Genomic DNA, 11820 nt, shown 5'->3' with positions numbered 1-11820 from the left:
GTGCGCCCGGTCCCGGAGCCGGCGACCGCCGCCCCGTGCGACGCGCCGGCCGGCAGCACCGCCGTGCTCAGGCACCCGGCGCTGCTTCCCGCCGATCAGCCCAGCGCCGCGCGCAGCAGCGCTCCCAGCAATCCCTGCAGCTTGCCGGCGCGCTCGCGGTCGTAGCGTCCGGTCGCTTCGTCCATGTAGGTGGACTGCGCCAGCTCGAGCTGGATCGCTTCCACGCCCTCCGAAGGCCGGCCGTAATGGCGCGTGATGTAGCCGCCCTTGAAGCGGCCGTTGCACACGTGCGTGTAGTCGCCCTGCCCCGCCAGCACCGCCTCCAGCCGCGCCTGCGTGGCGGGTGAACAACTGGCGCCGCCGGCGGTGCCCAGGTTGAGGTCGGGAAGCCGCCCCTCGAACAGGAAAGGCACCACGCTGCGGATCGAGTGCCCTTCCCACAGCAGGGCGCGGCCGTGCGCCTGCTTCAGCCGCGCCAGTTCGCCAGCCAGCGCGTCGTGGTAGGGCCGCCAGTAACGCTGCACGCGCGCGGCCACTTCGTCCGGACCAGGGGCCTGGCCCTCGACATAGACCGGGTCGCCGCTGAAGCGCACCGCCGGGCAGAGGCCGGTGGTGTTCTGGCCGGGATAGAGCGACACGTCGTCGGGCGGCCGGTTGAGGTCCACCACGTAGCGCGAATACTGCGGCACCAGCACCGAGGCGCCCAGGCCGCGCGCGAAGTCGTAGAGGCGGCTGACGAACCAGTCGGTGTCGGGCACGCCGCGGGCGGCGTCGGTGACGCGCGCGGCGATCTCCTCGGGCAGCGCGATGCCGTCGTGCGGCAGGCTGATGAGCAGCGGCAGCGTGCCGCGGTGCAGCGTGTAGACGTCGTCCATGGCCCGAGTCTAGCCGGCGAAGCGGGCCGGCGCGTACGGCGCCGGGTCGATCGCCGTGGCGCGGCCGGTGACCAGGTCGGCCAGCAGGCGGCCGGTGCCGGCGCTCATGCCCATGCCCATCATGCCGTGGCCAGTGGCCAGGAACAGGTTGTTGAAGCCGGGCGCGCGGCCCAGCAGCGGCAGGTCGTCCCAGGTCATGGGGCGCCAGCCGCACCACTCCTCGCGCTTGGCGGGGCCCACGGGTTCGAGCAGGTACTCGCCGGCGCCGCGTTCGAGCGCGTCGAGCCGCGCGCGGTTGAGGCTGTCGTCGTAGCCGCTGAATTCCATGGTGCTGCCCAGCCGGTAGCCGTCGCCCCAGGTGGTGACGCAGACGCTGCGCTCCTTGAGCACCAGCGGCCGGCGCGGCGGCGCGGCCGGCCGGTCGTAGGTGATCGAGTAGCCCTTGCCCGGCTGGATCGGGATCTGCAGCCGCAGCATCTGGGCGAACTCCGTCGACCACGCGCCCAGCGCCATCACCACGCGCGCGCCGGTGCGGCGGCCCTCGCTGGTCTGCACCGCCTCGATGCCGTTGCGGCCGCGCTCGAGGCCGGTGACACGCACGCCCTCCTCGATCACGCCGCCCCCGGCGCGCACGATGCGCGCCAGTTCGGCGGTGTAGCGGTCGGGGCGCAGCTGCGCGTCGCCCGGGAAAAACACCGAGCCGGCCATGCCCGGCCGCAGCGCCGGTTCGTCGGCGGCCAGCGCGGCGGCGTCGAGCACGCGGGCGGGAATGCCCAGCTCCTCGAGCAGCGGCAGGTCGCGGCGCTGTTTTTCCAGCGCGCGTTCGCTGCGGAAGACGTAGTGCAGGCCGCCGGCTTCGAAGCCGCAGTCCAGGTCGTGGCCGTAGACGAGGTCTTCGACCAGCGCCCGCGAATACTTCAGCAGCGCGCCCTTGGCCAGGCCGCTTTCGCGCCAGTCGCGGCGGTTGCAGCGGCCGGCCACCTTCGCCAGCCAGCGCATCAGCGCCGGGTCCCAGCGCGGCTTCACGTACAGCGGCGCCGAGGGGCTGAGCATCCAGCGCAGCGCCTGCCCCACCATGCCGGGCGCCGCCAGCGGCGCGGCGTGGCTGGGCGTGAGCGTGCCGCAGTTGCCCCAGGACGTGGCGGCGCCGACGCGCCCGGCTTCGAGCACGCGCACCGAGCGTCCTTCGGCCAGCAGGTAATGGGCGCAGGCCAGGCCGATCACGCCGCCGCCGAGGACCAGCACATCCGCATCTTGGCTCATGGCGCGATTCTACCCGGCGGCCGCGCCGGCGGCGTGGCTCAGCGCCGAATCGGCGGCCGCTGGCCGTAGGTGGCCGCGCGCCACAGCCATTCGGCCGGGCCGAAGCGGAAGCGCGCCATCCACCAGTGGCTCAGCGCCACCTGCAGGCCGAAGAAGGCCAGCACCAGCAGCGGCTGCCAGGCGCGCGGCAACTGGTCGAAGTAACCCAGGCCGTAGCCGAAGAAGATCCCGGTCATCACCAGCGACTGCAGCAGGTAGTTGCTGAGCGCCATGCGCCCGGCCGGCGCCAGCAGGTTCAGGCCACCGGCGGTGGCGGGGCATTCCAGCCCGCGGACCACCCAGCCCAGGTAACCCAGGGCCATCACCGCGCCGCCCAGCATCTGCAGCACCTGGGCCGTGGACGCGCGCAGGTCCAGGCGCCCGAAATCCAGGGTCGGCTCGAGCCAGAACGAGGCCAGCACCATGGCCAGGCCCACCGGCAGCGCCACCCAGCGCAGCCGCCAGTGCAGGCGCGCGAATTCGCCGGGGCGCGCGATGGCGCCGCTGCGCGCGAACCAGGCGCCCACCAGGAACAGGCCCAGGATGAAGGCGCCGTAGATCAGGATGAAGCCGATCATGCTGGTGAAGTCGTGCAGCCGCTGCACGGTGGCCTCGGCGTAGGTGCCGCTGCCGTAGGCCTGGCGCTGCGCGTCCACTTCCGCCGCCATCTGCACCGCCTGCTGCGCCATGGCCTGGTCGAAACCGGCGCGGGAGGCTTCCGGCATGGCCTGCATGGCGCTGCCCAGCAGCCCGAGCGACAGCGTCAGCACGACCGGCACCAGCATCAGCGCGATGCCCCACTTGGGCAGCCGCGACTGCGGCGTGCGCCGGAAGAACAGCAGCAGCACGAAGCCCATCAGCGCGTAGGTGACCAGGATGTCGCCCGACCACACCAGCAGCGCATGCGCCAGGCCGATGCCCAGCAGCGCCAGCACCCGGCGCAGGTAAAGGGCGAAGAACGGCCGCTCCGCCGCCTCGGCGCGCATCAGCATGACGGCGAAGCCCATGCCGAACAGCATCGAGAACAGGGGGTAGAACTTGCCCTGCACCAGCAGGTAGATGGCGCCGTCCACCCAGCGGTCGGCGCCGGCGAGCTGCGGGTCGAGGCCGGTCATCGAGGCCATCAGCGGCCCCGCCATGCCCTCGATGTTCATCAGCAGGATGCCCAGCAGGGCGAAGCCACGGACGACGTCCAGGGCCTGGATGCGGTCGGCGCCGGTGACCGGCGCCAGCGAAACCTGTTCGTTCATGGCTCGGGGCCTCCCCGCCCCGGCGCCACTTTACCTAATTCAGTGCTGCACGCCGCCATCGCCGTGCACGTGGCCGTGCTCGATCTCGACCGGCTCGGCCGCGCGCACGCCCACCACGTCCACCTGGAACTGCAGGGTCTTGCCGGCCATCGGGTGGTTCAGGTCCACGTCCACCACGGTGGCGCCCACCTTCACCACGGTGACCGCGCGCGGGCCCATGGAGGTGTTGATGATGACCTGCTGGCCGGGCTTGAGGCGGGTCTCGCGGATGTGCTTCTTGGGCACGCGCTGCACGAAGCCCTCGCGGCGCTCGCCGTAGGCCTCTTCCGGGCCGACGGTCACTTCGAAGCTGTCGCCCTCGGACTTGTCCAGCAGCGCGGCCTCGAGGCCCGGGATGATGTTGCCGTGGCCGACCAGGATGGCCAGCGGCTCGCGGTCCTTCGAGGTCTCGATGGCCGGCTGGCCCGGCTCGGAGACGGTGTAGTGGAAGCGGACGACGTGGTTCTTCTCGATCTTCATGGGGATTCCGTGGAGGGGCCGGTGACGCGACCGGCGGGATGGGGCACACTCGGCCCGTGACAGCGAGCGCGCATTATCCCGGCCACCCCCGCCCGGCGCCAGTTCCCCGGGCCAGGGCCGTCCTTCCCCTGCTGCTGGCGCTGCTGGCCGCCTGTTCCTCCAGCCCCGAACGCCCCGCCGCCACGGCCGCGGCGCCGCGCGCGGTGCAGGTGGTGGACGTGGCGCCCGACGACCCGCTGCGCGCCAACGACGTGCTGATGCGCGCGCTCGGCCTGGTCGGCACGCCCTACCGCTGGGGCGGCAACACGCCCGACGGCGGCTTCGACTGCAGCGGCCTGGTGGGTTACGTGTTCCTGGACGCGGCGAAGGTCTACCTGCCGCGCACCACCCGCGAGATCGCGAAGGTCGAGGCCCGCACGCCGCCGCGCGACCGCCTGGCGCCGGGCGACCTGGTGCTGTTCGGGCAGCGCGGCGCGATCTTCCACGTGGGCATCTACGTCGGCGAGGGTCGCTTCGTGCACGCGCCCAGCACCGGCGGCACCGTGCGCCTGGACCGCCTCGACGGGCCCTACTGGGGCCGGCACTACGCCGGCGCCCGCCGCGTGCTCGACTAGGGCGCGGGCGGCTCCGGCCGCAGCCACAGCCAGGTACCCACCACCGCCATGATCGCGGTGCCGACGGCGGCCATCCACCATTTCGGCGCGGTGGCGAACATCAGCAGGCTGCTGGCGGCCATGGTGCCGATGGCCCACTGCTTGGCGCGCCGGTTGACCGAACCGGTGGCCTGCCAGTCGCGGATCATCGGGCCATACACGCGGTGCGCCAGCAGCCAGTCGTGCAGGTGCCGCGAACCGCGCGCAGCCGCGAACGCCGACAGCAGCACGAAGGGCGTGGTGGGCAGGCCCGGCACGAAGATGCCGACGATGCCCAGCGCCAGCGCGGCATAGGCCAGCAGCAGCCACATCCAGCGGCGGACGTGGACCAGCGGGCTCATCCTGCGGGCGCGGCCTCGGCCTTGGCCGCCGCGGCGATCACGGCCTCGCGCACGCGGCGCCGGCGCATCCGGGCGTGCAGGCGTTCGCGGGCGCGGGCCAGGTCGCGGGCATTGGCGATGCGTTCGTCGCCGCCGGCGGCCTCGGCCTGGGCGCGGCGCGCGGCGCAGAAGTCGGCATAGGCCGCCACCACGTGGCGGATCCGGCGCAGCAGCAGCTCGAGCATGATGGCGTCGTCGAGCAGGCCGATCACGGCCACGTCGTCGGGAATCAGGTCCTCGGGGTCGCTGAAGTAGGCCAGCAGCTTCAGCACCTCGCCGCGCTCGACCTGCGGCAGGGCCCAGGCCTCGTCCTCGAGCATGTCCACCAGCCGCGCCACTTCCTGCATGCGGCGGCGGATGTAGCCCGGCGCGCAGTCGATGGGCAGGGTCTCCAGGCCATGGCGGGCGGCGGCCACGATGTCGCACTCGTCGGCGCTGGCCACGCGCCGGTCGGCCCGCTCCAGGGCCTCGTGGAAGCGCTCGATGTCGCTGGGCTCGAGTTCGAAGGTGATGCGCATGGCCGCCATCGTACGCCAGCCTGAACACGATATTCACGCCGCCTTCGCGCCGGCTGGCCGCGGGGGCGGGTTTCGCGTAGAGTGCACGGCGTTTGCTGCACCGGCTGACCGTTTTCCCCCGGTATGCCCCGCCGCCAGGCCCCGAGCCCCGCTCCCGTCCTGCGCCAGGCCCCACTCCGCACGCCTTTCGCTGCGCAAACCCGCCAGGCCCATCCGGCCCTGGCGTCAAAACAGAAGCACTACTCGCAGCGCGGTTTCAGGGAACGCTCCGGGTTACACAACGGAGCACAACCATGTCTTTCGAAACCCTCGGGCTCGCGCCCGAGCTCGTCCGCGCGCTGTCGGACGTCGGCTACACCACCTCCACCCCGATCCAGGCCGAAGCCATTCCGCTGGCCCTGGCCGGCCATGACCTGATGGGCGGCGCCCAGACCGGCACCGGCAAGACCGCCGCCTTCGCCCTGCCCCTGCTGCACCGCCTGGCCCAGGCCGGCCCGCAGCGCGGCCCGCGCAAGCCGCGCGCGCTGGTGCTGGTGCCCACCCGCGAACTGGCCGTGCAGGTCAGCGACAGCCTGCGCGCCTACGGCAAGCACCTGCGCCTGAGCACCGCCACCGTCTACGGCGGCGCCGGCATGCAGCCCCAGGTCGACGCCCTGCGCCGCGGCGTGGACGTGCTGGTGGCCTGCCCGGGCCGCCTGATCGACCACCTGCAGCAGCGCACCGCCGACCTGTCCGCGGTCGAGGTGCTGGTGCTCGACGAAGCCGACCGCATGCTCGACATGGGCTTCCTGCCCGCCATCAAGCGCGTGCTCGCCAAGGTGCCGCCGCAGCGCCAGACCATGCTGTTCTCGGCCACCTTCGAGGACGCCATCAAGAAGCTGGCGATGGAATTCCTGCGCGACCCGCGCGAGGTCCAGGTGACCGTGCGCAACGCCGTGGCCACCAGCGTCACCCACGTGGTGCACCCGGTGGACGCCTCGCGCAAGAAGGACCTGCTGATCGAAATCCTGAGCAAGCGCTACCAGGACCAGATCCTGGTGTTCGGCCGCACCAAGCACGGCTGCAACCGCCTGGCCGAGCAGATCGAAAAGGCCGGCATCAACGCCGTCGCCATCCACGGCAACAAGAGCCAGGGCCAGCGCCTGAAGGCCCTGCGCGACTTCAAGTCGGGCCAGGCCCGCGTGCTCGTGGCCACCGACGTCGCCGCCCGCGGCCTCGACATCCCGCTGCTGCCGCTGGTGATCAACTTCGACCTGCCGATGGTGGCCGAGGACTACGTGCACCGCATCGGCCGCACCGGCCGCGCCGGCGCCAGCGGCGAAGCCGTGTCGCTGGTGGGCACCGACGAAGGCGGCCTGCTGCGCGCCATCCAGCGCCTGCTCAAGGCCGACATCGCCCTGGTCGAGGTCGAAGGCTTCGTGCCCAGCCGCGGCATCCGCATGGGCAACGACAACGCCTCCAACGGCCGCCCGGCGGGCAACCGCCCGCCGCGCCGCGACGGCGACCCGCGCCAGGGTCGTCGCCCGCACGCCGGTGGCGGCGAGCGCCACGCGCATGCCGGCCCGAAGGGCACCGGCGGCCGCGGCGGCGAGCGTCGTCGCGAAGGCGCCGTCGCGCGCTGACGCCCGCCTGCCAATGCAAAACAAGAAGGCCGCCCTCCGGGGCGGCCTTTTTTTAGGTCGCGCCGCTGTCCCGGCGCCGCCGCTCAGGCCGCCCGCGAACCGCGCACGCTCAGCCAGGCCCCGAGCAGCAGCAGCGCCACCGCCACCGCCTGGGTCCAGTGCGGCTGGGCCCGGCCGAAAGCCAGCAGCAGCCCGGTGGACAGCAGCGGCGCCGCGTAGGAAAGCGTGCCGAGCAGGGCGATGTCGCCGCGCTTGGTGCCGATGTCCCAGAGCCAGAAGGCGATACCCGTAGGCCCCAAACCGAGCGCAAGGATGGCCAGCCACTGCAGCGCCGTCGGCGCCACCGTGGTTTCAAACGCCAGGTGCGCGCCGCCGCCCAGCAGGCCCACCGCCAGGCAGGCGCCGGCCATGGCGCTGCTGGGCACGGCCTCGAACCGGCGGTTGAGCACCGAGTAGAGCGCCCAGATCACCGCCGCGCCGATGGCAGCGAGGTAACCCGCGAGGTGCGCCGGCGACAGGTCGAGGCGGCCGCCGCGCAGCACCAGCAGCGCCGCCGCAGCCAGGCCCAGCAGGGTGCCCAGCCACTGCCCCGCGCGCACCCGCGTCCCGCCCAGCAGCGCGGCGAACACCACGATCAGCAGCGGCCACAGGTAGTTGAGCAGGTTCGCTTCCACCACCGGCGCGCGCTTGAGCGCCAGGAAGAACAGCGCGTGGTAGCCAAACAACGCGCCGATGCACAGCGCTCCCGCCGCCGCCGGTTGCCGCAGCGCCGCCAGCCCGGGCCCGCCCGGCCGCAGCAGCACGGCCACGCCGGCCAAGCCGGCCACGCCGAAGCCCAGCGCCAGCAGCTGGAAAGGCGGGATGCCGCCGGTGGCGGTGGTCAGCACCGCCAGCGAGGACCACAGCAGCACGGCGGCGAAACCCGCCGCGGTGGCGCGCGAGCGCGAGGTCATCAGCGCGGGTCCCCGGCCTCCAGGCCCACGTTGCTCGGCGCGGCGTCGTACACCGCCTGGTCGAGCAGGCCGCTTTCCTTCGCCACCAGCACGGGCACCAGCACCTGGCCGGTGACGTTGGTCATGGTGCGCATCATGTCGAGCACGCGGTCGATCGCCAGCAGGTAGCCCAGGCCCTCCAGCGGCAGGCCGGCGGCGCTGAGCACCACCGTGGCCATCACCACCGCGGTGCCGGGCACGCCCGCGGTGCCGAAGCTGCCCAGCACCGAGGCCAGCAGGATCACGAAGTACTGCGCGGCGCTGAGCTCGATGCCGAAGTACTGGGCGACGAACAGCGAGGTGAGCGCCGGGTAGATGGCGCCGCAGCCGTCCATCTTGATGCTGGCGCCCAGGGGCACTGCGAACGCGGCGTATTCCTGCCGCACGCCCAGGTTGTGCACGGCCGCGCGCAGCGACACCGGCAGCGCGCCGAAGCTGGAGGCCGTGGCGAAGGCCACCTGCATCGCCGGCGCCGCGCCGCGGAAGAACTTCAGCGGGTTCAGCCCGTGCGCCAGCAGCAGGCCGCCGTAGACGAGGACGATGTGCAGCGCGCAGGCCAGGAAGATCGCCGCCACGAAGCCGCCCAGCGGCAGCAGCCGCTCGAAGCCGTAGGTGCCCACCAGCGCCGCGATCAGGCCGAAGGTGCCCAGCGGCGTGAACTCGAGCACGAAGCGCGTGACCTGGATCATCGTGTCGCTGGCTTCGGCGGCCAGCGCGCGCAGCTTCGCGGTCTTCTCGCCCAGCTTCACCAGCGCGAAGCCCAGCAGGCCGGCGAAGAAGATGACCTGCAGGATGCGGCCCTCGGCCAGCGCCGCGAACGGGTTGGCCGGCACCACGTCCAGCAGCACCTGCACCGGGCCGGGCACTTCGCGCACCTGGTAGTCGACGGCCATGGCCAGTTCGCCCACGCCCTCGCCGGGCTTGAGCAGCAGGCCCACGCCCAGGCCCACGCCCACCGCCAGCGCCGCGGTGATGGCGAACCACAGGAAGGTGCGCCCGCCCAGCGCCGCGATGGAACGCTGCCCGGCCAGGCCGGAGACGGCATTGATGACCGCGAAGAACACCAGCGGCGTCGCGATCATCTTGATCAGGGTGACGTAGAGCGTGCCCAGCGGCTGGAACCAGGTGGCCGCGGCCCCGCCCAGGGCCCAGCCGGCCAGTGCGCCCAGCGCGAAGCCGGCCAGCACGCGCTGCCAGAACGGGATGCGGAACCAGGCGGACACCAGGGCCATGGGGGTACTCGGGGAGGAACGAAGGCCGACGATAGCCGCCCCGGCCCCACCGGTCACGCCCTTCGTCACCGGCGGAAACACACCGTTGCGTGATAATGCCGGCCTGCCCCGGAGACCCCATGACCCTGATCCTGTTCCTGGCCGGCCTGGCCCTGCTGATCGTCGGCGCCGACGTGCTCGTCCGAGGCGCCTCCCGCCTCTCCCTGCGCCTGGGCATCGCCCCGCTGGTGGTCGGCCTGACCGTGGTGGCCTTCGGCACCAGCGCGCCCGAACTGGCCATTTCGGTGAAGGCCGCGCTCGACGGCCACACCGACCTGGCCCTGGGCAACGTGGTGGGCAGCAACATCTTCAACGTGCTCTTCATCCTGGGCATCTCGGCCCTGCTGGCGCCGCTGGTGGTGGACCGCCAGCTGGTGCGGCAGGAAGTGCCGATCCTGGTGGGCCTGTCCCTGCTGGTGGCGTGGATGGCCTTCGACCTGCGGCTCTCGCGCGCCGAAGGCCTGCTGCTGGTCGCGCTGCTGGTGGCCTACACGGTGCTGCTGTACCGCCAGGGCACGCGGGCGGCGCCGGCCGAGGTGGCCGACACGCTGGTGACCGAGCCGCCGTCGCGCTGGCTCTCGCGGCTGCCGGTGCAACTGGTGCTGATCGTGGTGGGCCTGGCGATGCTGGTGGTCGGCTCGCGCTGGCTGGTCGAGGCCGCCACGGTGTTCGCCACGATGCTGGGCGTGAGCCCGCTGGTGATCGGCCTGACCATCGTGGCCGCCGGCACCTCGCTGCCGGAAGTGGCCACCTCGGTCATCGCCGCGCTGCGCGGCGAGCGCGAGATCGCCGTCGGCAACGTGCTCGGCAGCTGCATCTTCAACCTGGTGTGCGTGCTGGGCTTCAGCGCCGTGGTGGCGAAGGGCGGGCTGTCGGTGCCCGGCCCGCTGCTGGCCTTCGACCTGCCGGTGATGGTGGCGGTGTCGGTGGCCTGCCTGCCGGTGCTGTTCACCGGCCACCTGGTGGCGCGCTGGGAAGGCGCGCTGTTCCTGGCCTACTACGTCTTCTACACCGCCTACCTGGTGCTCTACGCCCAGGAACACGACGCGCTGGACGAATTCTCTCTGGTGATGCGCACGGTGGTGATCCCGCTTACCGTGCTCACGCTGGCCGTGGTCGCCTGGCGCGAATTGCGCGCCAGGCGCCTTGCCTGAACTTCAGAACGGCTTGAAGTAAACCAGCCAAAGCACCGGGATCGCCAGCAGCAGCGGCACTTCGTTGAACCAGCGCAGCGCCGTCGGCGACGGCAGCGACGCGCTGCTGCCCGCGCGCTTGATCCAGCGCCCGGTGAAAATGAAGTGCGCCAGCATCAGCGCCACCAGGGTGAGCTTGGCGTGCACCCAGCCGCCGCTGCGGTCGAAGTGCAGCCACAGGGTCAGGCCCAGCAGCAGGGCGAACCCGAACATCACGTGGCCGAAGCGGTACAGGCGCCGGCCCATCAGCGCCAGCCGGTCGCGCACGGCCGGCTCGGCGCCCGCCTCGGCCAGGTTCACCAGGATGCGCGGCAGGTAGAACACGGTCGCCATCCAGGAAATCACGAACAGCACGTGGAAGAGCTTGGTCCAGAGGTACATGGGAAGTCCTTTTCGGGGCCGCGTCAGCGGCAGTTGGGCTTGCGGCCCGCGGCGCGGGCCTGGTCGTAGGCGGGCTTGAGCCCCGGCGCCGCGGCACGCAGCGACGCGATGCGCTGCTGCGGGTCGGGATGGGTGGACAACCAGGTGGGTGCGCGGCCACCGCCGGAGGCGCGGATCATGTTCTCCCACAGCGTGGCGGCGGCCTCGGGCCGGAAGCCGGCCTGGGCCATGTAGCGCTGGCCGAGCACGTCGGCCTCGCTTTCGTGCTTGCGCGAGAACGGCAGCAGCACGCCGGCCTGGGCGCCCACGCCGAGCAGGCCCAGCAGCTGGCGGCGCTCGCCGCCGGTGGCCGAATCGAGCACGCGCAGCGCGGTGTCGGCGGCGAACTGCTGCGAAACGCGCTCGGCGGCGTGGCGCGAGATGACGTGGCCCAGCTCGTGGCCGACCACCGCGGCCAGCTGGTCCTGGTCGGTGGCGACCTTGAGCAGCCCGGTGTGCACGCCGACCTTGCCGCCGGGCAGCGCGAAGGCGTTGGGCGTGTCGTCGGCGATCAGCACCACCTCCCAGGCCTGGCGCCGGGCGGATTCGGGCAGCACCGCCACCAGGGCGTCGGCGACGCAGCGCACGTAGCGCGTCTTCGCGGGGTCGTTGGCCAGCTTGCCGCCCGCCTTGATCTGGTCGAAGGCGCTGGCGCCCAGCTTGTCCATGTCGCCGTCACTCACCAGGATCAGCTGGGAGCGCCCGGACGGGGCGGTGGCGCAGGCGGCCAGCAGCAGGCCGGCCAGGGCGGTCGTGAGGCTCGTGCGGATGGCGCGCATCGTCGTTCTCCTCGGCTCGCGGGGCCCCCATGATTCCGGCATCGGG

At 72.5% G+C, this 11820-nt stretch carries 13 protein-coding genes; 3 read left to right on the top strand and 10 right to left on the bottom strand.

Features of this window, described 5'->3' with window-relative positions:
* Positions 1 to 95: 95 nt before the first annotated feature.
* The 4 genes from hutG to N790_RS08240 are packed head-to-tail and all read right to left on the bottom strand — an operon-like array spanning position 96 to position 3946.
* Positions 96 to 875 (bottom strand): N-formylglutamate deformylase, encoded by a 780-nt coding sequence (hutG, locus tag N790_RS08255; protein WP_043803084.1) that lies wholly within the window; start codon positions 873 to 875, stop codon positions 96 to 98.
* A 9-nt stretch (positions 876 to 884) separates the two neighbouring features.
* Positions 885 to 2138, bottom strand: coding sequence for an NAD(P)/FAD-dependent oxidoreductase (locus tag N790_RS08250; RefSeq protein ID WP_043803083.1), 1254 nt, complete (start codon positions 2136 to 2138; stop codon positions 885 to 887).
* Positions 2139 to 2176: 38 nt separating this feature from the next.
* Positions 2177 to 3427: a DUF418 domain-containing protein gene (locus tag N790_RS08245; RefSeq protein WP_043803080.1), complete on the bottom strand. Its 1251-nt coding sequence runs from the start codon at positions 3425 to 3427 to the stop codon at positions 2177 to 2179.
* 39 nt (positions 3428 to 3466) lie between these two features.
* Positions 3467 to 3946, bottom strand: a complete 480-nt coding sequence (locus N790_RS08240; RefSeq protein ID WP_043803079.1) for an FKBP-type peptidyl-prolyl cis-trans isomerase — start codon at positions 3944 to 3946, stop codon at positions 3467 to 3469.
* Positions 3947 to 3984: 38 nt separating this feature from the next.
* Between N790_RS08240 and N790_RS08235 the strand changes: the two genes are divergently transcribed.
* Positions 3985 to 4560, top strand: coding sequence for a C40 family peptidase (locus N790_RS08235; protein ID WP_043803078.1), 576 nt, complete (start codon positions 3985 to 3987; stop codon positions 4558 to 4560).
* Here the strand turns inward: N790_RS08235 and N790_RS08230 are convergent.
* Both N790_RS08230 and N790_RS08225 read right to left on the bottom strand, forming a co-directional pair.
* Entirely contained in the window at positions 4557 to 4940 is a 384-nt protein-coding gene (locus tag N790_RS08230) for a YbaN family protein (protein ID WP_052385805.1), read from the bottom strand. The two genes, N790_RS08235 and N790_RS08230, sit on opposite strands and share 4 nt — an antisense overlap.
* On the bottom strand, positions 4937 to 5497 hold the full coding sequence (locus tag N790_RS08225) for a YkvA family protein (protein WP_052385804.1): 561 nt from the start codon (positions 5495 to 5497) through the stop codon (positions 4937 to 4939). Before N790_RS08225 ends, N790_RS08230 begins: the two co-directional genes overlap by 4 nt.
* A gap of 293 nt (positions 5498 to 5790) precedes the next feature.
* Here N790_RS08225 and N790_RS08220 point away from each other — a divergent pair, with 293 nt between their 5' ends.
* Entirely contained in the window at positions 5791 to 7119 is a 1329-nt protein-coding gene (locus tag N790_RS08220; protein WP_052385803.1) for a DEAD/DEAH box helicase, read from the top strand.
* 83 nt (positions 7120 to 7202) lie between these two features.
* On the opposite strand, the gene yddG is transcribed toward N790_RS08220, so the two are convergent.
* Together yddG and N790_RS08210 are read right to left on the bottom strand one after the other, a co-directional pair.
* The gene (gene yddG / locus N790_RS08215; protein WP_043803072.1) at positions 7203 to 8072 is read right to left on the bottom strand and encodes an aromatic amino acid exporter YddG; all 870 of its coding nucleotides are present in this window, start codon (positions 8070 to 8072) and stop codon (positions 7203 to 7205) included.
* Positions 8072 to 9343, bottom strand: a complete 1272-nt coding sequence (locus N790_RS08210) for a dicarboxylate/amino acid:cation symporter (RefSeq protein ID WP_043803071.1) — start codon at positions 9341 to 9343, stop codon at positions 8072 to 8074. The genes yddG and N790_RS08210 overlap by 1 nt, the downstream gene beginning before the upstream one ends.
* 119 nt (positions 9344 to 9462) lie before the next feature.
* Between N790_RS08210 and N790_RS08205 the strand changes: the two genes are divergently transcribed.
* Positions 9463 to 10536 (top strand): calcium/sodium antiporter, encoded by a 1074-nt coding sequence (locus tag N790_RS08205; RefSeq protein WP_043803068.1) that lies wholly within the window; start codon positions 9463 to 9465, stop codon positions 10534 to 10536.
* Positions 10537 to 10539: 3 nt separating this feature from the next.
* Here the strand turns inward: N790_RS08205 and N790_RS08200 are convergent, their stop codons facing one another.
* Positions 10540 to 10956, bottom strand: coding sequence for a CopD family protein (locus N790_RS08200; RefSeq protein ID WP_043803066.1), 417 nt, complete (start codon positions 10954 to 10956; stop codon positions 10540 to 10542).
* Positions 10957 to 10979: 23 nt separating this feature from the next.
* Positions 10980 to 11774, bottom strand: a complete 795-nt coding sequence (locus tag N790_RS08195) for a M48 family metallopeptidase (RefSeq protein ID WP_043803065.1) — start codon at positions 11772 to 11774, stop codon at positions 10980 to 10982.
* Positions 11775 to 11820: the final 46 nt, after the last annotated feature.

The organism is Arenimonas malthae CC-JY-1 (assembly GCF_000747075.1).
GTDB lineage: Bacteria > Pseudomonadota > Gammaproteobacteria > Xanthomonadales > Xanthomonadaceae > Arenimonas > Arenimonas malthae.
Note: the sequence above shows the minus strand (reverse complement) of the source record. Positions and strands in the feature narration are given on the sequence as shown.